Source organism: Corynebacterium minutissimum (assembly GCF_000805675.1).
Taxonomy (GTDB): domain Bacteria; phylum Actinomycetota; class Actinomycetes; order Mycobacteriales; family Mycobacteriaceae; genus Corynebacterium; species Corynebacterium minutissimum.
Genome location: NZ_JSEF01000006.1, coordinates 218,259 through 241,991 on the forward strand (window position 1 = coordinate 218,259; position 23,733 = coordinate 241,991).

General features: G+C 57.1%; 16 protein-coding genes. 7 read left to right on the plus strand and 9 right to left on the minus strand.

Translation table 11 applies throughout. From position 1 onward, the window contains the following. Nucleotides 1–231, plus strand: a complete 231-nt coding sequence (locus NX84_RS04145; RefSeq protein ID WP_039674063.1) for a hypothetical protein — start codon at nucleotides 1–3, stop codon at nucleotides 229–231. 34 nt (nucleotides 232–265) lie between these two features. Here NX84_RS04145 and NX84_RS04150 read toward each other — a convergent pair whose 3' ends face one another. The 7 genes from NX84_RS04150 to NX84_RS04180 form a co-directional block, all read right to left on the minus strand. Further along, nucleotides 266–613, minus strand: a complete 348-nt coding sequence (locus NX84_RS04150) for a DUF2200 domain-containing protein (RefSeq protein ID WP_039674065.1) — start codon at nucleotides 611–613, stop codon at nucleotides 266–268. 27 nt (nucleotides 614–640) lie between these two features. After that, nucleotides 641–1,894: an ATP-binding protein gene (locus NX84_RS04155; protein WP_052319657.1), complete on the minus strand. Its 1,254-nt coding sequence runs from the start codon at nucleotides 1,892–1,894 to the stop codon at nucleotides 641–643. A gap of 219 nt (nucleotides 1,895–2,113) precedes the next feature. Continuing rightward, the gene (locus NX84_RS04160) at nucleotides 2,114–2,695 is read right to left on the minus strand and encodes a hypothetical protein (RefSeq protein WP_039674067.1); all 582 of its coding nucleotides are present in this window, start codon (nucleotides 2,693–2,695) and stop codon (nucleotides 2,114–2,116) included. Between the two features lie 3 nt (nucleotides 2,696–2,698). Next, nucleotides 2,699–3,271 (minus strand): hypothetical protein, encoded by a 573-nt coding sequence (locus NX84_RS04165; RefSeq protein ID WP_039674069.1) that lies wholly within the window; start codon nucleotides 3,269–3,271, stop codon nucleotides 2,699–2,701. A 30-nt stretch (nucleotides 3,272–3,301) separates the two neighbouring features. Further along, nucleotides 3,302–4,540: a hypothetical protein gene (locus NX84_RS04170; RefSeq protein WP_174519846.1), complete on the minus strand. Its 1,239-nt coding sequence runs from the start codon at nucleotides 4,538–4,540 to the stop codon at nucleotides 3,302–3,304. A 506-nt stretch (nucleotides 4,541–5,046) separates the two neighbouring features. After that, nucleotides 5,047–6,294 carry an arginine deiminase gene (locus NX84_RS04175; protein ID WP_039674073.1) on the minus strand — a complete coding sequence of 416 codons (1,248 nt, stop codon included), beginning with the start codon at nucleotides 6,292–6,294 and terminating at the stop codon, nucleotides 5,047–5,049. Nucleotides 6,295–6,706: 412 nt separating this feature from the next. After that, entirely contained in the window at nucleotides 6,707–7,900 is a 1,194-nt protein-coding gene (locus NX84_RS04180; RefSeq protein ID WP_052319658.1) for an ATP-binding protein, read from the minus strand. 268 nt (nucleotides 7,901–8,168) lie between these two features. Between NX84_RS04180 and NX84_RS04185 the strand changes: the two genes are divergently transcribed. From NX84_RS04185 to NX84_RS04200, 4 genes are all read left to right on the plus strand, one after another. After that, a complete protein-coding gene (locus NX84_RS04185) occupies nucleotides 8,169–8,999 on the plus strand; it encodes a PTS sugar transporter subunit IIAB (RefSeq protein ID WP_039674075.1) in 831 nt (276 codons plus the stop codon). An 11-nt stretch (nucleotides 9,000–9,010) separates the two neighbouring features. After that, the gene (gene ulaA / locus NX84_RS04190) at nucleotides 9,011–10,588 is read left to right on the plus strand and encodes a PTS ascorbate transporter subunit IIC (RefSeq protein ID WP_039674077.1); all 1,578 of its coding nucleotides are present in this window, start codon (nucleotides 9,011–9,013) and stop codon (nucleotides 10,586–10,588) included. A 368-nt stretch (nucleotides 10,589–10,956) separates the two neighbouring features. Continuing rightward, nucleotides 10,957–13,377, plus strand: a complete 2,421-nt coding sequence (locus tag NX84_RS04195) for a DUF262 domain-containing protein (RefSeq protein WP_039674369.1) — start codon at nucleotides 10,957–10,959, stop codon at nucleotides 13,375–13,377. Between the two features lie 119 nt (nucleotides 13,378–13,496). Then, nucleotides 13,497–13,964: an ASCH domain-containing protein gene (locus NX84_RS04200; protein WP_039674080.1), complete on the plus strand. Its 468-nt coding sequence runs from the start codon at nucleotides 13,497–13,499 to the stop codon at nucleotides 13,962–13,964. Here NX84_RS04200 and NX84_RS04205 read toward each other — a convergent pair. Both NX84_RS04205 and NX84_RS04210 read right to left on the minus strand, forming a co-directional pair. Then, complete coding sequence (locus NX84_RS04205; protein WP_039674082.1) at nucleotides 13,961–14,467, minus strand: GNAT family N-acetyltransferase; 507 nt, start codon at nucleotides 14,465–14,467, stop codon at nucleotides 13,961–13,963. The genes NX84_RS04200 and NX84_RS04205 overlap by 4 nt on opposite strands. Nucleotides 14,468–14,785: 318 nt before the next feature. Continuing rightward, on the minus strand, nucleotides 14,786–15,784 hold the full coding sequence (locus NX84_RS04210; RefSeq protein WP_039674084.1) for an HIRAN domain-containing protein: 999 nt from the start codon (nucleotides 15,782–15,784) through the stop codon (nucleotides 14,786–14,788). 235 nt (nucleotides 15,785–16,019) lie between these two features. Between NX84_RS04210 and NX84_RS04215 the strand changes: the two genes are divergently transcribed. Next, nucleotides 16,020–19,028 carry a DEAD/DEAH box helicase gene (locus NX84_RS04215; protein ID WP_039674086.1) on the plus strand — a complete coding sequence of 1,003 codons (3,009 nt, stop codon included), beginning with the start codon at nucleotides 16,020–16,022 and terminating at the stop codon, nucleotides 19,026–19,028. Next, nucleotides 19,028–23,707, plus strand: a complete 4,680-nt coding sequence (locus tag NX84_RS04220) for an Eco57I restriction-modification methylase domain-containing protein (protein WP_039674088.1) — start codon at nucleotides 19,028–19,030, stop codon at nucleotides 23,705–23,707. The genes NX84_RS04215 and NX84_RS04220 overlap by 1 nt, the downstream gene beginning before the upstream one ends. Nucleotides 23,708–23,733 lie beyond the last annotated feature (26 nt).

Here is a 23,733-nt window from a genome sequence, read left to right on the forward strand (position 1 = left end):
ATGCCGGCTTTTCTCATCAAGTATCACCGACCGACGGGTGCATTGAATGTCACCGAGTTTGAAACCTTGACTGAGGCAACCCTTGCCCGCCATGACCTCGATCAAATCAACGATGACCCCGACGTTGAACTCGTTGCTATTGGTGCTAAGAACTTGGAATCCGTCCGGCATACGCATGCGCGTTACTTCTTCCGTGAGAAAACCGCGCCGCCATACCCTTTCGTGGCTTAAGTCCGGAGGCTCTGAATAGCGCAGCGAGAAGAGATTAGCTGCGCAGGATCTTCTCCATGGCCTTGCCTTTGGCGAGCTCGTCAACGAGCTTGTCCATGTATCGGATGTTTTGCATCAGCGGGTCCTCGATGTCCTGCACCTTGTATCCGCACATGCTCCCGGTGATAAGTGAGCGGGACGGGTTGAGATGTGGTGCCTGTTCGAAGAATTCCTCGAGGGTGACTTTCTCCTCCCGCGCCCGCTCTAAGCCCTCAACTGAATAGCCAGTGAGCCAGGAGATAACTTCGTGGAGCTCGCTGACAGTCCTGCCTTTGCGCTCTACTTTGTTGACGTAGTGCGGGTAGATGTCGGCGAAGGGCACGGAAAAGATGCGGTGGGACATGTGAGCAGTATATCTATTGTCGCTGGTTTAGCCGTGCCACAGCGTGGAAATGGGCATTGCCCATAGGTTCTCGCCCATTGGTAGGACGTCTTTGCCTGTATACAGTACGATTCCTGCGCGGAAGGAAGAGCCTGCAACCTGCTGAAGGTAGCGCAGTCCGGCAAAGTCTTTCGGCTGAATCGACATCGCAGCTTTGACTTCGATGCCAACAATGTCCCGGGAACGCGATTCCAATACGAGGTTCACTTCTTTGCCAGTGGACGTACGAAAGTGGAAGAGGCGATAGTCAATCGAAGACCAGGCCTTCTGCTTCAAGAGCTCGTTGGCGACGAAAGCTTCGCAGATACCGCCGGTGATCGTGCTGGAGATATTCATCTCTAATGCCTCTGGATCAAGCCCGGCCAGGCTTGTAGCAAGTGCGGTATCCGAAAGAAAGACCTTGGGCTTAGAAATAGCCCGCTTCTCTAGATTGGTTCCCCAAGACGGCAACTGGTTGAGCAAGAAGACATCACTCAATGCAGTTACATAGGTAGGGACCGAGCGTTGAGGAATATCGAGTGCGCGCCCAATGTGTGCCGCTACAAGCTCGGCAGTTCCTTGTGCCGCCAACTTGTTGAGAAGATTGCTCAAACGGTCGGGGAATTGAATACCGTAGAGCTCGGCAGCATCCTTCGACAGTACTCGTTCAATGTAGGCGTCGAACCAGCGGTGCTGTCGCCGCCGGCTAGCATCTCTCAGCCCTGGGAAACTCGGTGTGCAGAAGAGCTGAAAGTAGTCACTCCGGGAAGGAGTAAACGTGGGATTCAGCCCTGAATCCCCTAATGACCACACCCGGCCGGCAAAGTCATCGTAGATGCCCAAGCGTTCACCCACGCTAAGGCCGTGAAGGCGAATTGTTTCTGCACGGCCAGCGAGCGACTCCTCAGCTCCTCTGAGGCCAAGGAGATTCGACGAACCAGTGAGGATAAAGCGTCCTGGTCGTCGATCTTCTTCGAGCGCGCCTTTGATGGCACGAAAGAGCTCGGGCGCGCGTTGAATTTCATCAATTGCTAGTGTCCCCTTGGGGATCTGCCTGACAAACCCGTCTGGGTCCTCTTGTGCAGATGCCAGCGAAGCGCTCTCATCAAGATTAAAGAACCTATGCTTTCTATCTTCGAGCAATTGATGAACGAGGGTGCTCTTTCCTACCTGGCGTGCGCCAGAAATAGTCAGCACAGGCGTATCTGAGAGGATTTCCTCCGCCAGATCTTGTGCGTTTCTATGTAGAAAAGAATCAGTCATGACAGTCAATCTACCTGCGATGTTGCGGTTCTGCAAGGCTTTCGTTGCCGTTCTGCAAGCCCCGCGTTGCCATTCTGCAAGGGTTCCATTGCCGTTCTGCAATGCTCTCGTTGCCGTTTGATCACACCGTGAAACGCCAAAAAGAGGGCACCCGCGGCCGTCGTAAAGCGGAGCGAGGGTGCCCTCTGTGGTGGGGCTCAGGGAGGTGAGCTAGTTCAGTTAGCTCCAGACGGGGGCGTCACCAAGCTGCAGCTCGGAGTAGCGCGCCTCCGGAACCGTGGCGGAGTAGGGCTTGCCCACAGCCTCCCATTCCTGGTCGGAGTTGCAGCGCACGTCCTGGCCGTCGGTGTCGAGCATGGTGAAGCCCCACACCAGCTTGCCCTGGGAGTTGGCCGGCAGCTCGTAGGGGCCAACCTCCTGGTTGAGCTTCCAGTGCTGCTCGTTGACGTAAGTGAAACCGTAGGTCTGGGTCAGCACCTTGGCCAGCTCGCCCACGCCCTTGATGGAACCGGAGACCTCGATGGTCTGCGTGCGGGCCTGAGTCACGGTGTGGCTCACCGGCACGGGTTCATCGTTGCGATTGGCCACGCTGGTGGCGTCGGTTTGCTTGAACCAGCGGCGGGTAGCGGTGACGTAGGTGCCGTTCTCACCGGGCGTCGAGCAGTGTGTGCCCGGCTTGTGGTCCTCGTTCCAGCGCTGGGGCAGCTCGAAGTCCCCGCCGAAGTCCGCGGCGTGGGCAACAGGAGCGGCCGCCAACAGGCTCAGTGCGGCAAAGGTGCTCGCGATGGACTTCTTCAGCACGCCTTAACCCCAATCGTTGTTATCGCGCGTGGAGACCTCAATGTGGCGCTCCTTCGGCAGGGTAGCGGTGAAGGTACCGCCGTTGGGCTGCCAGGTGTTATCGGAACCGCAGATGGTCTTCTGACCCTCAAAGTCGGAGACGACCCAGCCGGCACGCAGCACGGCAGTCTTGCCCGGGGCGATGTTGTACGGACCGACCTGCTCGCCGACCTCGTAGGACTGGGAATCGGTGTAGCTGGAGGAGAAGGTGAAGTTGATCAGGTCCATCAGCTTGAAGTCCACGCCGGCGGAGACGTTCCAGGTCTTGGTCTTGGTTTCCGTGATGGAGCGGGTAACCGGCAGCGGCTCGTCGTTGTAGTTGGACACGGTCCAGGAACCAGCGGAGCCGTCGAAGTAGGTGCGCTTGATGTCGACGGTCTGGCCGGTGTCGCCCGGGTTGGCGCAGTGCTCACCAATGGTGGTCGGGTTGGCCGGGCCCAGGTCGCGAGCTGGCAGGGCGTTAGCTGCTGGTGCGAGGATCAAGCCGGAAGCAACGGCCAGGGCAGCGGTAGTGGAAGCGATCTTGGTTTTGAACATGGTGTTTTCTTCTTGAATATTTGAAAGGGATTAGTAGATGGTCTGGGTAGGAACCGGAAGGTCGCGGTACTCGTCCGGGGTGACATCCTCGGTACGGGTGGAGCCGTCCTTGCCCGTGATGGCGGCCTCCGCCCAGAAACCGCTGGGCGCAGTGGTCTGCTTGTAGTTGGAGGTCAGGCTGTACTTTCCGTCCTTACCGCAGTGGATCTCGCGGTAGTTGATGCGGGTCATGGTGGTGCCGTACTCCACGCGGACGCGCTCGCCCGGGGCTAGGTCGATGTGCTCGAGCTCAGTTCCCACCGGCATGTAGGCGCGCTTGACCGCACCGACGGATTCCAGCCAGCCCTTCGGGATATCACCCCGGTTGCCCTGCCAGTTGGTGTATGGAGCGTGCTCTGCGCCGACGACGAAGTCTGTGACTGGTGCGTACTCGTAGTCGCCCTTGGACCAGTTGAGGAAGTCGGTGGAGTAGCCCGGCTTGCGGAACGTCGGGGTCACCGCGGTGATGTCCAGCGGGTACCAGGAGCTATCGCGGCCTTCGCAGGTCTCGCCCTCCTTGGGCCACGACGGATCGCGCTGCAGCTCCTCAGAAGGCTGCATGATTTCATCCTTCTTGGGGTCCGCAATCTTCTCCAGGCTCGGACCGGAGACGGAGGTGTAGGTGCCCTCGATGGGCTTGGAGTTCGCGCCCGGGGAGCGGGACGGAATCTCCATGGCCAGGTCCGAAATGGAACCGTCTGCCTTGATGATGTAGGCAAAAGCATAGCGCTCAGCTGGGCCCTTGCCGCGGATGACGTTGGCGCCCGGCATGTTCTCTAGGCGGTCATCGTTGCAACCGACGAACATGGAGATGAAGTCCTTTTCCACCACGCCGTACTCCACGCGGAAAGACTCACCCGGCTTGAGCGTGATGGGGCCAAAGGTCTCCTTATCGTGCCAACCGTTGCTCAGCTTCAGTCCGATATCGGACTTAGCCGTGGTGTCCCACCCGGAAGGCATAGCAGCCTTGGAGTTGGCCTCAATCTTGTGGTTGGTGCCCGTTTCCACAGAGGCGGTGTAGGGCACCTCCTGGTTGGTGGTGTTCTTAAACTGTAGGGTGCCGTCGCTAACGTAGCGGCGTCCCGTCTCCGCAAAGCGCCACTCCGGCGTGGCGTTATCTTCACCGGCCGCACTGCAGCTCTTGTAGAGGTTCGTGATGGGGTAAGCCTGCGGCATGGGCGGAATGTTAGCCGCCTGTGCTGCGGGCGCGATGATGGCCGCGCTCGCCATCGCGGCTGTGGCCGCCAACGGCGCGAGCGCGCGGAGTCCCTTGATATGCACCTGGATACCGTCCTTAAAGAAACTTAAAAAATAATGGGTAACTTCTTGAATCCTGGGACAATCTTAGGAGCCAGAAACGCTCTCCTCAATAAAGCGAGAAAAATATTTTTTACACCCGCAAGAAAGTTAGCAATGTTAAGCGCCTGGAGACCAGTGTTTTGACCGTTCGTGCACCATCGTTCGATTAACCCTGTTTGGAGGTGTTGACATTCTGACCTTTCATCCGAAGGTGCTGGCAGTGAGCTTAAAGTTGAATGTGTACTGCTGAGGCTGTGCGCTACCGGCCGTCGCGCCCATATCCACATTTCTCACCCTCGGGGTAGGGGACGTGCGGCCGCTACTTCGGTAAGTCCTACGCCGCGCTTGCCGACTTCCCCCTTATCTCAACCACCACCCCTTCCGCATGCCGAAAGGAACGTCCGGTGAGGAGTGCGAAAATATGTTCCCAGGAGACTTTAGTAATCCACGGCATCCCGAATGATGGGACACGTCATGCAGTGTCCACCACCGCGGCCTCGGCCAAGCTCCGCCGAGCCAATTTCCACGACCTCCACGCCCGCGGCTCGCAGCTTCTTGTTGGTGTGCTTGTTGCGGTCATAGGCCACCACCACGCCGGGCTCAATTGCCACGACGTTGTTGGCATCGTCCCACTGCTCACGCGCGGCAGTGTAGGTATCGCCGCCCGTCTCGATGACTTCGAACGTTCCAATGCCAAGCGCCTGAGCGACAACGGTGAGGAAGGATTCGGTGGGTAGTTCGACGTCGAAAGGCGCCGTGCTCGTTGAAGGGCGCAACACGATGGGGCGAATGGTGTCAACGACCTTGGGGTAGGCGGTGACCTTATCCGCATCCAGAAAGGTGAAGACGGTGTCGAGGTGCATTGACGCGCGATCCTTGGCCATGGCAGCGATGATGATCTGGGTGGCCGCTTCTTCCTCAAAGAGGCGCATGGCCAGCCTGCTGACTCCTTGCCACGTGGTGCGCTCACCCATGCCGACGAGCACGATGCCCTTGCCGATCGGCATGATGTCACCGCCTTCAAGTGCGGCCAAACCCTGGTCTTCGTCAGTATTGCCGTACCAGAACTTGAAATCTGCGTTGGCAAACCGCGGGTGGAAGTTGTAGATAGCGCGGGTCAGCAGCGTTTCCTGGTGCCGCGCCGGCATACGCATGGGGTTGAGAGACACCCCACCGTAAATCCACGCCGAATTATCGCGCGCATACTGCGTATTGGGCAGCGGGCGCAACGCAAACGCGGTGGGGCCATAGACCGCGCGCATCGTATCAATGATGCCGTGGCCTAGGCCCTCGGGAATTTCAGCAAAGGGCACTCCACCAATGAGCAGCTCTGCGAGCCGTTTCGTGGGAAGCTCCTCGAACCAGTGGCGCAGCTCGCCGCCGATTCCAGCACCGACGTTTCTATCCAGGAGCTTGTAATCCAGGATGAAATCGCGCCCACCTTCCGTGTCCAGGGCTTCCTTCAGGAGCGTGTGCATGTCCAGAACGTCGACATCATGCTCACGCAGCTTGGCGACGAACTCCTCATGGTGCCTCTTAGCCTCATCAACCCACAGGACGTCATCGAAGAGCAGGTCTTTACAGTTGCTCGGTGTCAGCCGCTCGTGTGCGAGCCCCGGCGCACACACCATCACTTGGCGGAGCTTTCCTGCCTCGGACCAGACGCCTGGTGGGGGAGTTGTCATGTGCGTGAACCTTTCCTAGCCCTCGGTGAGGCGCGCCATTTCTCTATTTGGTGAATGGAGTCACCGTAGGTTGATGAATGTGAACTAGGTGACAATTCTATGGGGGTTTTGTGCTTTTTCAAACTCCCCTCGCTAACAGGAAAGTCCACGTAGATGTAGGTTTTGCGACTGGGTGCATACTATTATCCCTGTTTATTCATGCGGTGCCGGCAGGCGCATGGCGAGGCTCTACGCCGTGCTTGCCGACGCTCACCTCCCCGCCACTGCGGTAATGCCGACACTGACGGCCATCGCGCCTCAGCCAGTGAACGGATGAATAAATGCGGAGCGGATGAAAACTTTGCGCGAATAGTAGAGGTGCAAACGTGCGGGGTAGCTGCGGCGAGCAGCCTAAGCGGCGACCGCGAATTCGCTATTGGTAATCGAAGCCCTCGGCGATAAGGCTCGCTGCGTGTTCGCGGAGATAGTCGCGTAAGTATGGCAAGGCGAAATCGACTTCGCCGTGGCCGGTGGTGGTGATCATTTCAGCGTCGAGAAGCCGGCGGCGATAGTTGCCTACGTAAGAATCAGTTTGATTAAAGCGGGCCTTGATGTCCGATATTTGGGAGGGGCCATCATCTTGGGCCATGTAGACCAAGAAGCTTCGATCGACGGTGGAGAGATCTGAGAGTGCGGGCTCATGAACAAGTTGTCCGAGCTTGCGCTGTGCTGTTGCGACTCCCCGCTGGGCAGCGTCGACTGAGATTTCGGCGACACCGTCAGAAGAACGCTCCTTTTCCCTAAAGGAGCACTGGCCGACGAGCTGAATCATGAATGGGTATCCATGGCACGCCTCAACCGCGGTTTCCAGCGCGTCCTGTGACCACGAGGTGTTAGCGCTATGAAGGGGCTCCTCCAGCGCTTCGCGAACATCCGAATCGGAGACTCTTCCCAGTTCTATGCGGTTTGCGCGGCGAAGGAAAGTGACTGGATTGGCATCGCCGCTGCTATTGAGTTTCCCGGACAGTAGCGGTCTGATTGAGGAAGGAATGCCTGCCATAACTACAGAGATGTCTTCGCTCTCACGGACTAAGTGCTGAACTGTAGCGCCAAACTCTATGAGCTCCTGGCTTCGCTGGTGGTGCATCTCATCCAATGTTACTAGCACTCCACTGGGGGCCTGACGGGCTTTCCGGTCGAGTTCGCGCTTATAAGCCAGTAGATCCTTCAGTGCATTGCGCAGCGAGTACGTTGACTCCGCAATTGCTCGTGTATCCCAATTGAGCCCGCCTCCAACACCAAGTATGGAGACGTTGAGGCCCTTGAGCTGCTTCCTGTCCCGGGATAGACGTTGGATAATGTCACTGCGCAGACGCTCAACAAACCCGGTCGTTGCAGTGTCGCTGAGAGTGAGCCAACCACGCGTGAGTGCCTCGTCTTCGAAAGCGTTGAGAAGAGCAGTCTTCCCAATGCCGCGTGGGCCGATGATGAGTGAGATTCTTTCGTGGGCGCCAGGGCCTTCATCGAGCGCAAAACCGAAGTCACGGATGGCATCGCTGCGGCCAACCAGTAATGGGGGAGTGGCGCCGAGGGTAGCTGTAAAAGGATTGGTTGGCTTCGGATTCATGATTTCACTCTAGCCCACGATCCTTTTGAATTCTTGTGAAGTTTATGAATTTTGTGAATTCTTTGAAGTTTGTGAAGAGATTTGAAGCTTGTGTCCGAGCTCTTTTGTCGCGCACCTTGAACTGCATGAGCATCCTCTAAAGTGTCGGTGAAGAAGCAAGACCACTGCTGCCAGGGGTTCTTGACTCAAACCGTCGGACTGGTAATAACTTGTAGTACGTCCGGTTATCAAATGAGAATCGGTACCTGCTACAAGAAGGACTAAAGAAATGTCCACAATAAATAAGCTCTTGGCGCCCGGAGCTGTTGAGCTCAACGGTCGCGCGAGTGATTGGCGCGAGGCCATACGCCTTGCGGGAAATCTGCTGGAAAGCTCTGGTTATGCCACCCAGGAGTACACGGAAGCGATGGTGAAATCCGTCGAACACAATGGTCCGTATATCGTGGTTGCCCCTGGTTTCGCTTTCGCCCATGCCCGACCATCGGAGGCTGTGAAGAACACGGCGCTGTCGTGGGTAAGGCTTGCGCAGCCAGTAGAGTTCGGCCACAAATCAAATGATCCAGTCTCCCTTGTTGTGGCGCTGGCGGCGCGCGACGCATCGGAGCACCTAGCAGCCATGAAGGAACTGGCAGGACTGCTAGGTGACTCCGCAACCCGTAGTGCCTTGGACAGTGTTTCCACAGAAGAGGAACTGCGTGATGCCCTTGACTCTGCGGGAGTAAAGAAAACCCCAGAACAGAAGACCCCTGCCGTAACTGCTACGGCAACACCCCAGGCTGCCCGATCTGAAAAGAGCAGCGATTCGGTGCCGTCAAAGGGCAAGATTCTCACTGTTTGTGGAAATGGCTTGGGCACCTCGCTGTTCCTCAAGAACACGTTGGAACAGGTCCTCGATGCATGGGGGTGGGGCTCGTACCTTGACGTGGAAGCAACGGACACAATCACTGCAAAGGGCCGCGCCAAGGAAGCAGATTTCCTCCTGACATCGGGTGAGATCGCTGCCACGCTGGGGGATGTCGGCGTTCCCATCCACGTCATCGAAGATTTCACCAACATGTCCGAAATTGATGGGGCTCTGCGCGAGCTCTACGACGTTTAAGGCGGCCTAAAATGGACTTCCTACTATCAATCGCAAACTTTGTTGTTAATGAGATTCTCTCCGTTCCAGCATTCCTGATCGGCCTCATTACTGCGGTCGGCCTTGCTGCCATGGGCCGCGGCATGGGCCAAGCGCTGGGCGGGGCCATCAAGGCCACCCTTGGTTTCCTGCTCATTGGTGCAGGTGCCGGTCTTGTTGTGGCATCGCTGGAGCCTCTTGGCACGATGATTGCCGGTGCCACGGGTGCGCAGGGCGTGGTGCCCACCAACGAGGCTATCGTCGGCATTGCCCAAGAGCAGTTCGGCAGCCAGGTCGCCTGGATCATGATTCTGGGCTTTGTAGTCTCCCTACTTCTCGCGCGCTTTACGCCGATGAGTTACGTCTTCCTTACGGGTCACCACGTATTGTTCATGGCCACGATGCTCACCATGGTGCTCGCCCCGGCGGGCTATTCGGCATGGATCGTCGTTCTCTTCGGTGCCGTTCTGCTCGGTATCCTGATGGTCTCCCTACCGGCGATTGCGCATCCGTGGACCCGCCGCATTACTGGTGATGACTCGATTGCCATCGGCCATTTTGGCACAGCCGGCTACCTTGCCGCGGGTGCGGTGGGCAAGGTCGTTGGTGGCAAGGGCAAGAAGATGTCGCCGTCGACTGAAGAACTCAAGCTTCCTGAGGGGCTACGCTTCCTTCGTGATTCTATGGTCGCTACCGCGCTATCCATGGCGCTGATGTACATTGTCTTGGCCGTGCTGTTTATTGCACGCGCGGGTACTGAAGAAGCATTCACTGCTTTTGAGGGCGGTGCCACCAACGTAGGTAATTACCTCATGCAGTCCTTTACCCAGGGCCTTCAATTCGGTGTTGCCGTGGCAGTGATTCTGTTTGGTGTGCGCACCATTCTGGGTGAGCTTGTTCCGGCCTTCCAAGGCATTGCTGCCAAGGTGGTTCCTGGTGCTATTCCAGCTCTGGATGCACCTATCGTCTTTCCTTACGCCCAGAATGCTGTGTTGGTGGGCTTCATTTCCTCTTTCGTCGGCGGGCTCATCGGATTGGCAGTTCTTTCCCTGTGGCTTAACCCTGCCTTCGGCGTCGCATTGATTCTTCCTGGCCTCGTCCCACACTTCTTCACTGGTGGTGCTGCGGGTGTCTACGGCAATGCAACCGGCGGGCGCCGCGGTGCTATCTTCGGTGCCTTCGCTAACGGCCTGCTGATCACCTTCTTGCCAGCGTTCCTGTTGGGCGTTCTTGGTTCCTTCGGCTCTGCCAACACCACCTTTGGTGACGCTGACTTCGGCTGGTTCGGCCTCCTTCTGGGCTGGTCCACGCGCGCCAATGGCGCCCTGGGCCTCGTCTTCGTTGCGCTGTGCGGTGCGGCTGTCTTCGTGCTGGGTTGGGTATCGCAGCGCAACCTTGTCGACGGGCACTGGGACCCCACCCCCTGGCGCCCCACGCCGGGCGAAGGATCGACAGCCGCCGCCGAGAGTGATGTAGAACCACTCGCTGCCGGCCAGACTGCAGCCTCCAAGAAGTACCCCAAGGTTTTGCCGCCTGATGGGGCGCCGGTTCCGCCTGCGAAGATTGCTTAGCTATTCTCCGGCACTGCGCGTTACGGGCCACGATTAGATGACCGGACGGGGAAGACGAGAGGTACTTTCGCGGCTGTTTCGACCGTGATCAGCAGTGTATTGAGCCTTTGTGGTCCAGCGCCATAAACATCTATATGTCCTCGGTTAGGATGCTTTTTCTTGTAGAGAACGCATAATGAACCGAGGGCCTTTCATTTCTTGAGGAAACAGCCTAAGTGACATCGAAGTCCGCATTACGGAACGCGGCGATGGGATGATTTGGTTTTCCTTTAGACCTTTCTTTCTTAAAAGAGATTCAATACCTGCAGATCCTTAGGAGCTGGTTTCGTAGAATGGTGAAGGCTTGGCTCCAACGGAAGGTGGCTATTATGAAGAACGGCCTAAAGATTGTTCATATCTTTGACGGTGCAAATAAGCGTCTCATCATCCCCGTCTACCAACGCAAATATGCGTGGTCAAGGCCCCAATGTGAGCGGCTCTTCAATGATATTGAATCCATGATCGAGACGGGGCAGCCATCGCACTTCTTTGGATCGATTGTCGGCAAGGCTGAAGGTAGCTTTGAGTGGCAGGTCATTGATGGCCAACAACGTCTTACCACGACAAGTCTTTTGATGTTGGCGCTTGTGCATTCCATTGAGGATCGGGAGATTGAATGCAGTGACCCAAATCTTTCGTCGAGCATTAAAGAATCCTACTTGCTTGCTCGGCAAGGAGGAGAATTAGTACTAAAGCTAAAGCCCATTGAGGATGATGCTTCCGCGTACGAGGCGGTATTTAATCGGTACCAGGTACTCCCCGAAGAGTCGAACATAGTAAGAAACTACCGCTATTTCCGTGAAGCATTGGCTTCCACGAACTTGTCGGCGGAGGATATCTGGAATCGTGGCATCTGGAACCTTCAGGTGATGCATTTGGACTTGGAAGACCATGATCATCCGCAGCGAATCTTCGAAACGCTAAATTCGACGGGTGTTGCGCTTGCTGAGTCCGATAAAATTCGAAATTTCGTTTTGATGGATCATCCAACGGCCATTCAAAACAAACTCTATAAAGATTACTGGCTACAAATTGAAAAGCAGGTGGGGGATCACTCGGATTGGTTTTTCCGTCAGTATCTCGCAGCCAAGCGAGGCACGTGGGCTCGAAGGGATAGGGTTTATCCAGAGTTCCAACTCTACGTCTCTAAGTCTGCATTGACTGTGGAAGAGATTCTTAGCGATGTGCTTGAGTTCGCTATTCTTCACCGCAATATTTCGGATTGCTCGACTGAGTTTCCATCGGTGAATCGTCAACTCCGTCGGGCGAATCTGATTTTGGGTGATGTTACGCTTCCCTTTCTATGGAATGTTTACCGCGATGCGCGAAGCGGGATTATTGATGAGCGTGACCTATTGCAGGTCATCAAAATCGTGGAAACGCATTCGTTTAGGCGAACCACGTCCGCAGTGGCTTCGAACGCTCTAAACAAGATCTATGCCACCATGTACGGCGAGGTACGAAAGGTCTTTACGGAAGGGGAGACGTATTCGAACATTGTCGCTTTTCTTTTGCTGCGGCGTGCAAATACCAGCGGACGAATTCCGAATGATGAGGAGTTCCGTGAAGCTTTCCTGACGAGGAATTTCTTCAACACTCCGGTGAACTTCAAGAGATATCTATTTGATCACCTTGAAAACGGGGACTCCCTAGATACCCATGACATCATCAAAGGTCTTGAAACAGACAGCTTGTCTGTTGAGCACATCATGCCCCAGACTCTTACACCTGCCTGGAAGAAGATGCTGGGAGATGACTTTGAAAGTATCCACTCGGCCTGGATTCACCGAATCGGAAATCTAACGGTTACCGGTTACAACAGCTCATATTCAAACTTGTCTTTCCCAGAGAAGAAAGACAACGAGAATGGTTTTGTGTCAACATCTTACCGGCTTAACGAGTACGTTAAGCGGCAAGAAACGTGGGCGGAGGAACAGATGGCTGAGCGAACCAAACAGCTGACCGATTTTGCTGTTGAGCACTGGCCATTACCGACCACTACCTTTACTCCGCCTCCAGCACTCCAAGACCGCGAACCGCTTGGGGAGGACACCAGATTTGTTAATAGGACGATTACAGGATACGAGTTCAACGGCACTCAGCTTTCGGTAGAAAATTGGTCCCAGATGCTTGTTTCGTTCTTGTCTGTCTTGGATGAGGACCATCATGATGCCTTGAATACGTTCGCCGAAACGAATGGCTTGGTGTTTAACAAGCAGGAGCCATGGATGGAAGGGAACGGTAAAGCGAGAGAATTTGCCAATGACATGTGGGTATTCGTGAATACGGATACGACCATGAAGGTTGAATTGCTCCGAAAAATCTTCGCGGCACTTGGATTGGATCCTTACGAACTCATTTTCATTCTCAAGCCATTGAAGGAACAACCTGAGGCTGAACCGGAAAAGGAAAACAAGTACTCGGAACTCACAAAGTTCATTCCCAGAGTCGCAGAACTGGCAGAAACTAATGAAGCAGGAGACTCGATGAATGCGTTTGTTGAGGAGTTTTCCAAATCCTTCGAGCCTTTCCGTGTTGAGAACGCGCGGAAAGTGCTTCACGGAAGGACCCCAATAGAGTTTCTATCTTCAGCGTCGATCGAGGAAGCTACCGCTGAGGAGACCTTTGCGCTTCTCTCACAGATTCTTGGTGCTGTCGAATACTTGGGTATCTCCCCGGTTAAAGATTTTATTGATGACGGAAACCTGCAAAGGGTTCTTCGCAGGCTCGTGATGCTCGGAAGCCAGTAACGGGTTTTACGAGAGATAGAAGGCCGAAGTCACAGCAGATACTGGAGTAACCCTTCATCTTCGTAGAAGAAGCTCTCCATAGGGCCTTCCAAGCTTCGTTGAGTACATAGAGTAGGAGCGTGACCCAATACTCGTTGGTACATATTTCGGAGCTGCCCCGTGGCGAGTTTGCCTTCCCCGGTCCGCTTCGCGACGCCCTCGTCAACGCGATCCTGGACGGCATGAAAACCACCACGACATCCTTTCTGGACGAGTATCCGCTCGGCCACGACCCGCGCGAGGGCGTGGACACCCTTGAGGCAGTCCTTGACTCACATGACACCGTGGTGTGCGTCATCCGTACCACCGAGGTTCAGATCTGCAGGCTCGCAGACGTCAGTGACGAGCATGCCATCGCCGAGGGCGAGGGCTCCGCTGACGCCAGTGAATGGCGTGCCGGGCATGAAAAGTTCTGGCGTTCACCCGAGTTCGTTGAGTGCATCGGCCAGTTAGACATCAACGATGACACCCAGGTGGTGTCCCAGCGTTTCACCATCGACTCGCGGTACCCGACCAGAAGTTTGGTGCCGTGGGATGCCGAAACCTAGGAAAGTCGGTACACCTCGTAGTCATCCGGCACACCTGCGCCGGGAACGTGCTGCAGACCGAGCTTCAATGCTAGGGCAATCGAGGCCGCATTGGTGGGATCGACGATGGCGACGACAGGGAGCTGCGGGAAGCGTTCGCGCGCACTGGCAATCGCAGCGGCCGCAGCCTCCTTGGCAAATCCCTGTCCCTGCGATTCGGGTGCGAAGCGGTAGTAGAGGTTGAGCACTTCTTCACCGGCTTCCTCGCTATGACGCACACCGGTAAAACCTATCGTCGTGCCATCAAGCGTGGACACCACGTAGTAGCCCAGCTGCTTCTCACGCCAATTGGCTTGCCATGCGCGTGCCAGCTTCGTGGCTTCCTCCCTGGTCTTCATGGCAAGTTCAGGGCGGTGTTCGTAGGTGCGGGCGTCCGAGTGAATGGCAAAGATGGCGTCAATATCGGCATCCGTCGGTAGCTCAAGGTTGAGTCGCGGAGTGCTTAGGGTATGAGTGACATTCATTGTGAGTCCTGACGTCGAAAGCTACGGTCTGCCAAGGCTACCCAATCCCTCGCGTGTGGTGCAGTCAATCTTCGCGTACGAACGACCCCATGTTGTCGATGCTGGTCATCGCGTATTTTCTACCGTAAGTGCGGCAGCCGGTGTAATTATCCACTGGATTGTTCAGCGCTGGTGCAGCCGGCGCTTGGTAGGCGGGTGCGGATTGCTGAGCTCCCTGCTCCGCACGGCGGGCAGCCTCCGCGGCCGCTTGTTCCGCACGGCAGGCTGCTCCTTCTGCTTCACCACAACCGTGCCCACTGGCAGTAGACCAACTAAGGATTAGCCTGTGATAGCAAAGGGGGTTTGTTCGCCATCCCTTTCCTCAGGTGACCTTGCCCATTCGCTCCACTCAATCTGGTATTTGCGGCGCAGTTCTTTTTCGGTCAAGTTGCTTGGCCGACTTAGAACCCCGTCTTTGCTGTTTTGGGCTTCAGCTTTCATCTCGTTGATGTATTTTCGAACAGTTCCAGTCGAACGTGGAAAGCTTTTGGATATTTTGGTTGCTGGTTGCCCTTGAAGGTGGAGTTGATACATTTCCCACTTCATCAATCTGAGTTCGTAAGCTTTTAACTCACGATTAATCCGCCTACGGTAGTTTCGGAGATATTGGTGAAGAAGCCAATTGTTTTCGATGTTCCTTGGTTCGAATAAGGGGAAGGCTATTGCTAAATGCTTGTTGTCGTAGAACTTCTTCACCGTGTTCTCTGAAAGGCGAAATCTATCTTGACTAATGCTTTCTCTTTCATTGTCCGAAAAGTGGTCCCAAATAATGTCGAGTTCTTCGAAGCAAGAGGCGATTCGGAAACCTATGAAGAGTGTCCAGAATGTAGGTAACTGGATCGTGAAACTGAACATTAGTTTTTGCATTTCTCTTTTTTGATCAATGTCGATCCAAGGTTCTTCTAGGAGTGGTGCATAGTGATCTGTGAAGTCTTCAACCTCTACTGGCACAATGCATCGGTTGCCTTGTTGGCGGAGATACGAGACGCAGGGAGCGAGTTTTTCTGCGTAGCGGGCTGGTACCCATCCAAGCATCGTGTTCCCATACCAAACTTCGATCGCATTCGGGTCGAATTCATTATGAGGAGCGGGTTTCAGTTCTCCATAGGTGACGTTTCGAGCTATCCGGCTGGGAATGGAATCTACATACTTGGTTCCCGAAATCCCAGAGATATGACAGTACATTTGATCTAGGCTTTTCTTGTTCTTCGATGCGCTAACCATTGCAGGCGTTACCAGCCAGTCCTTTTTAACTAGACAGAAGAATTCTTTTTCCATAGCGTTTCATCTCAAGTGGGCCGGCAGACGACATCACTTACAAATTGCAAGGACCTTTTGTTGGCAGGCCTAGCTCACGTAGTCGTGAGTGAGGTATTGGAAAGTCGTTTGTAAGACAATGTTGCCAACTGCAGCTGTTTATCATTTAACTATCATGATTAATGATACGCGCCTCTCGAACTCCTGAGCCACAATCTGCCCAATAGGGTCCAACCTCGCTGCTACCTTGGACTCCATGAGCCTTACCGACTACTCCCAGCTCGCCCCCGGCGTGACCATCTCCTGCCGCGACGAGCACTGGCTGGTCAGCAACGTCGCGCGCACCACCGACGGCTTCCGCATCCGCGCCCGCGGCGTGAGCGACTACGTGCGCGATACCACCGCCACTTTCTTCACCGCGCTCGATGACATCGAGGTCTTCGATCCCGCCAACGTCACCGTCCGCCCGGATGAGTCGCCGCAGTTTCGCCACACCCGCCTGTGGCTGGAGTCCACGCTGCGCCGCACGCCGGTGCCGCTGTATCAAAAGCAGCTGGAGGTAGCCACGCAAATGCTGGCAGACCCGCTGGATTATCAGCTCTCCGCCGTGAAGTCGGCGCTCTCAGATGAGCGCATCCGCCCGCGTGTGCTGCTGGCGGATGCCGTGGGCCTGGGCAAGACGTTGGAGATCGGCATGATTTTAGCGGAGCTCATCCGCCGCGGCAGGGGAGAGCGCATCCTCGTCGTCACGCCCAAGCACGTCATGGAGCAGTTCCAGCAGGAGCTGTGGACGCGTTTTGCCATCCCGCTGGTTCGCCTAGATAGCCAGGGCATCCAGAAGGTCCGCCAGAAGCTGCCGGCATCGAAGAACCCCTTTACTTACTTCCCGCGCGTCATCGTGTCCATGGATACGCTTAAAGCACCGAAGTACCGCGCGCAGCTGGAGAAGGTGCGCTGGGATGCCGTGGTCATCGATGAGATTCATAACGCCACGAACGCCGGCTCCCAGAACAATGAGTTGGCCCGTACGCTGGCGCCGACCACCGAGTCCCTCATTCTGGCATCGGCCACCCCGCACAACGGCCGCGAGGAATCCTTCAAGGAAATCCTGCGCTTGCTCGACCCACTCTCTGTCCTCCCGGACGGCTCCATCGACATGGAGGCCGCCAAAAAGCTCATCATCCGCCGCCACCGCAATTCACCCGAGGTGGCCTCCGTGGTGGGGGAGAAGTGGGCCAAGCGCGGTGAGCCCCGCAATATCTTGGTGGATGCCTCCCCGGAGGAAAACGCTGTCGCGCGCGCCATCGCTGAGGATTGGGTCAATAACCCCGCCAGCACGGCGAATGACCGCCTCTTCCCCTGGACCTTGGTCAAGGCTTTCCTGTCCTCCCCGGCAGCACTGGCGGAGTCCATTGCCGCGCGCCAGAAGCTCGACAAGCCCAAAGAACAGGACAAGCTGGAGCGTCTCACCGAGCTCAACAGCAAGGTCACGGAGGAAAACTCCAACAAGTTTGCCGCGCTCATTGATTACCTCATGGAGATAGGCGTCAAGAAGGGCTCCGAGCGCCGCGTGGTTATCTTCTCGGAGAGGGTGGCGACGTTGAGGTGGTTGCAGGAGAACGTCGCTAAGCATCTCAAGCTCCCGAAAGGCGCGGTGAAAGTCATGCACGGCGGCCTATCGGATTCGGATCAGCTGGCGCTTATCGACGAATTCAAGCGCACCGACACCCCTCTTCGCGTGCTGATTACCGGCGACGTCGCCTCCGAAGGCGTCAACCTGCATGCCCAGTGCCACCATCTTGTGCACTATGACATCCCGTGGTCGCTCATCCGCATCCAGCAGCGCAACGGCCGCATCGACCGTTACGGCCAGGAGCACGAGCCGGAGATCACCTCCCTGTTGCTGGACCCGAAGGACGCGGAGGTGGCCGATTCCATCGGTGAGCTGCGCGTGCTCACTCGCCTCATTGACCGCGAGTATTCGGCCAACCAGCTCCTCGGTGATGCCGCCCCACTCATGGGCAAGCACAACCCCAAAGCGGAGGAGGATGAGATCCGCGCGGTGCTCATGCACGAGCGCGACTTCGATGAGGTGGTGGCCTCCCCGGAGGAGATCCTCACCGGTGCGCACGCTAAGCCGGCGCCTGACGTTGAACCTGAGGCCGCCGCTCCGGCCTCCGGCCTGGGCGATGACATCTGGGCGCTACTTGCCGCCGCTGCCACCAGCGGCCCCGACGACGCCGAGAGCCCCGAGGACTCCACCAGCACCGACAACGCCGAGCACACCAACGACGCCGCCCCCGCGCCGTCGCGCCGCTCGGTGCGCCACAGCCTTTACCGCGCGGAGAAGGACTACCTCGGTGACGCGCTAGCGGAGGCCTACCAAGATTCGGCAGACAAGTCCTTGAGCGCCGGTGGCGTGGATTTTGCGCAGCACGATAATGACATTGTGGAGCTAACCCCGCCACGCGATCTGTGCCGGCGTTTTGACTACCTGCCTCAGGATTACGTGTCCTACCGCAAAGTCACCGAGCGCCTCATGCTCGCCACCTCTGAACGCCGCGGCAACCAACACCTCAAGGCTGCGCGCGAAGGTGATTCGGAGAAGTCCTGGCCGCGCGCCCACTTCTTGGGCCCACTGCACCCGGTCTCCGAGTGGGCTGCCGACCGCGCCCTAACCAACATGGCACAAAGCGAAATCCCCGCCGTACTCGGTGCGGTGGACACACCGACGCTGCTGCTCATGGGAACGCTCACCAACTCCCGCGGCCAGGTGCTCTCTCGCACCTTCCTCACCGCCACGGAGGGCCCCTTCGGCTTCGACGTCCCCGCCGGTATGCAGGCAGTGGACATTGAGGTTCACGAAGATGTCTATGCCTGGCTCAACCGCATTGGGCTTACGGACAACGCCATTAACCCCGGCGAGTTCGTCGTTCCTGATTCCGCCGCACAGCTCATCGCCGCCGCCGTGGAGGCCGCGCACAGCCACCTCACCGTGGTTAAGAACACCAACCTGGATCACGCCCAAGACCGCATCGCGGGCTGGCAGCAGCGCGCCGATTACTGGCAGCAGGCTAACTCCGGCCAGCAGACCCTCAAGATCAAGGACACTAAGCGCCTTATTCACCAGGACGAGGAGCTGTTGAAATCCATGGCCCCGGAGCGCTCCCTCGTGCGCCCGCTTGCACTCATCCTCCCGGACGACACCGACGCTGCACGCACCAGCGCCGCACACACCAACACCAACGAAGCAGAGGCACGCTAATGGCAGACTTCGATTCCATCATCAACGTCGAGGAATGGATCTCGGATTACTACCTCACCACCGATGACAAAGGCAGCTCCTTTGGTAAGCGTGTGGAGGAGGCCATCAAAGAGTGGAAGGCAACGGATAAGGACGCCAAGAGCGCCGGCTACGAGCACACCCAATCCCCGCTGCTGCGCCTGACCTCCCGCAGGGAAGCACTGCACACGAAGCTCTCCGCACTTTCTATGGAGGCAACCGAAGACTCACTGCACGAGGTCTATGACCTTGTTTCCGCGGCCTTCGGTTACCCGCAGCCACAGCGCCTGGAATTTTCCCGCAACGGCCAGCCCCTAACGCTGACTGCTGCCGCGGACAAGAACCACTCCCTGGTTATCCTGCGCGCCGGGCAGATGGACTCCGTGGAGGATCTCACCACCGTGCCGCTTCTCGGCGTGGACCCGGAGCTCGGCCACCAGAACTCCAACGGTGAGGCCAAATCCCTCGACATCACCGCCGCCAAGCTCGTCGGCGAGCTCTTCCTCACCGAGCAAGCCCCCGACCTCATCCTGGTCCTCGCCGGCCGCTGGGCAGTCCTGGCAGAGCGCGAAACCTGGCCACTAGGCCGCTACCTCGCCGTGGACCTAGGCCTAGCCGTCGAGCGCAACGACCAGAAAGCCAAAGGCGAGCTTCCCCGAGTTGTCTCCATCCTCGCCGCCGAGCACACCATGCGCGGTGCCGACGGCACCACCTGGTGGCTCGACACCCTAGCCCAAGCTCGCGAGCACTCCGTCAAAGTCTCCGAGGAACTGCGCGGTGCTATCAAGGCTTCGATTGAGATCATCGGCAACGACGTCCTGCAGCGCAGAGCCCTGCAGGACAAAGCAAACGCGTTGCAACACGTTTCAAACGACATCGACGGCAACGAACTGGCCAACCAAGCCCTGCGCTACCTCTACCGCATCCTCTTCCTGCTCTTCGCCGAATCCTCTCCGGAACTACAAATCCTGCCCACCGGGGACAACGACTATGACGAAGGCTATGGGCTTTCCCGCCTTCGTGACCTCATCCTCACCGAGCCCACCACGCACCGCACCCAGAACGGCACGCACCTCTACGAAAGCCTCCAGTTGCTCTTCGAGCGTGTCAACCGCGGCCACGATCCGCACGATGAAAGCGCCGAGCTTTACGACGCCAACGCCACCGAAGACGGCCTGGAATTCCGCAACCTCGACGCGGACCTGTTCAAGTCTGAAGCCACCTCCTACATCGAAGAGGTCAAGCTCTCCAACCTGGCGCTGCACAAGGTCCTGCAGAACCTCCTGCTCACAAAAGAAAAGCGGGGTAGTGACCGCGGCTTCATCTCCTACGCCACCCTCGGTGTGACTGAGCTGGGGCAGGTCTACGAGGGCCTGATGTCCTATACCGGCTTCATCGCCCAAGAAGACCTCGTGGAAATAGCCAAGCACGGTGACACCTCTAAGGGCTCCTGGGTGGTCCCCGAACCGCAAGCGCGCACGCTCCCGCAGGATTCCATCGTCTACGAAGACCGCGAAAGCGAACACGGTGGTGTGGAACGCGTTCAGCGCACCCACGCCCGCGGTAGCTTTGTCTACCGCCAATCCTCCCGCGACCGTGAGCGCTCCGCCTCCTTCTACTCGCCTCCTGTTATCACGGAATTCACCGTGGGCCAGGCCATCGAGGAGCTCAAAGCCACCGGCCGCATTGACAACGCTGATGACATCCTCACCCTCACCATCTGCGAACCCGCCATGGGCTCCGGCGCCTTCGCCGTGGAAGCCGTCAACCAGCTTGCAGAACTCTACCTGAACAAGAAGCAAGCTGAACTGGGCAAGGAAATTCCCGGTGAGGACCGCACCCAGGAGCTGCAAAAGGTCAAGGCCTCCATCGCCCTGCACCAGGTCTACGGCGTGGACCTCAACAAGACCGCGGTGGAGCTCGCCGAAATCTCCCTTTGGCTCAACACCATGACCAAGGAGCTCAAAGCCCCCTGGTTCGGCCTGCACCTGCGCCACGGCAACTCCCTCGTGGGCGCCACCCGCTCCACCTTCAGCGCTAAAGAAGTGTCCACCACCGCATCGAAGAAGAAGGGTACGCAGAACTATCTCACTCTGACCCCGCAGCACCACCCGCTGAAGCAACTGGCGGATGCCATCGATGCTAACGAGACGGACCAGCACCCCACCGGCCGCATCCACCACTTCCTGGTTCCCAGCCACGGCTGGGGAAGTGCCGTGGACGCCAAGGACTTAAAGAACCTCGCGGCGGACGAAATCAAGGCCATGAAGGCCTGGCAACGCTCCATCTGCAAACCGCTGAACAAGACGCAGACCAAGCTCGCCACCGCACTGTCTAACCAGGTTGAGCGCCTCTGGGAGCTCTCCCTTATCCGCCTGCGCATCGCCGAGGACCAAGTTCGCCGTGACCTGGACCTGTGGGGACAGGAACCCAACACCGCCAAGCGCGTGGACGTGGTCACCCGCGCCCAGGTGGAGGAAGAACTCCTCCACAACAACGAAGGCGCCTACCTTCGCCTGCGCACCGCGATGAACGCCTGGAACGCACTCTGGTATTGGCCTGTAACCGCCACTGATGAGCTTCCCGATATCACCGAGTACCTCGCCACCATGCAGGACCTCCTCGGCATCCCTAACGAAGGCCAGAAGCGCTACCGCAAAGACAACCAGTACGCCTTCGGCTTCGACATGACCTGGGATGAGCTGGACTACGTCGAATCACTCGACCGCTCCACCTCCGGCCGCCTGCGCTACGAAGACGTCCTCGAAGCACACCCCTGGCTGACAACCGCCAACACCATTGCCCAGGAACAAGCCTTCTTCCACTGGGACCTGGACTTCGCCACCGTCATGGCCGAGGGCGGCTTCGACTTCCAGGTGGGCAACCCGCCGTGGGTGCGCCCACGCACCGACATGGACGCTCTGCTGTCTGAACACGACCCGTGGTTCAGCCTCGCCAACAAGCCCACCCAGGCCGAAAAGAAGGAGCGCCGCGAACTCCTCGCCGGCAACGACGCCGTCCTGGAGACCCTCTCCAAGGGCCTTGCGGAAGCAGTGGTTACCTCCGCCGTGCTTGGCGACGTCACCCGCTACCCCCACCTACAGAACCAACAGCCCGATCTCTACCGCGGCTTCATGGAACGCACGTGGGCGAACGCTGCCGAGAACGGCATCATCTCACTCATCCACCCCGAGTCCCACTTCACGGAGAAGAAGGCTGCGGCACTGAGGGCTGGTGCTTATCGACGTCTGCGCCGTCACTGGCAGTTCATTAATGAGCTAGTGCTTTTCGATATTGACCATCACAACTCGTATGGCATTCATGTTTACGGAAAGCGCAAGGAACACGCTGGTTTCCTATCTGCAGCATCGCTGTATCATCCGCGAACGGTCATCGATTCCTTCAGTCATGATGGCACTGGAAACCTTCCTGGTTTCAAAGACGATGATGGCAAATGGGACCTTCGTCCACACCGCGACCGCATTATCACCGTTGACGAAGACACGCTTAAGGTGTGGAACTCGATTATCGAAGAACCGGGTACTCCACTGCTTGAGACCCGCACCGTCTATTCGGTAAACAGTGAAGCCGCAGCAGTCTTGGCAAAGCTTGCTGAGGCGTCGCGAATCAAGGAATTGGGTCTCCAATTCTCCAGAGGCTGGGATGAGTCAATCGACAAGAAGAAGGGTTACTTCGATTCTTCGTGGCAGCACCCTAAGTCCTGGGATGACGTAATCCTTCAGGGGCCGCATCTTGGTGTTTCGACGCCAATGATCAAGCAGCCGAACCCGACGATGAAGCACAATCAGGATTGGTCCGAGATTGACCTCGAAGCCATCTCAGAAGACTTCATTCCTGCGACCGCATACCTGCCCAACCGTTCCGTCGAGACCTACGATCGTGATTACGGAGTATGGGAAGTTGACGGTGAATTGGTGTTGGTAAAGGACCAGTACCGCGTCGCATGGCGTCGTATGGCAGCTACTACCGGATTCCGTACGTTGTATCCAGCCATAATTCCGTCAGGGGCTGCCCATGTTCACCCAATTCAAAGTGCTGGGTCTCCGAAAAAAGTAACGCATATGGCTTTGGTCGGGGCGGGAATGTCATCATTTATCATTGATTTTCTTGTCCGTAGCTTGAGTCCTTCAGATCTTCATCCAAGCACGATTAATGGATTGCCCTATCCACGGTGTTTCAAAGCGGAGCTCGTTGCTAATTACCTGCAATTGAATTGCCTGACCAGTGCTTACGCTGAGCTTTGGGAATCCGCTACCAAAAGCACTTGGACAACCGGTACACCAGTTCGCAACGCCCGCGACCGCTTCCATGCCCAGAACGAAATCGATGCCATGGTGGCCTTGTCATTGGGTGTGACGCTGGATGAGCTCCTCATGATTTACCGGACGCAGTTCCCGGTTATGAGGCGCTACGACCAAGAAGACTTGTATGACGCTAATGGTCGCAAGGTTCCTAAGGATGTCCTGAAGCTAGAGAAGAAGCTCAAGGACGGGCAGCAGCTTTCGGAAGAAGAACGCACGTGGACGCACTCGCAATCTGGCGTGGAATACGTCTTTGAGTATCCGTTTGCACCACTGGACCGTGAAGCGGACTTGGCGGCGGCATATGAAAAGTATGCTGCGATGATGAACCAGCAATAGTTCCGGAAGCCAGAAGCGAAGCGAAG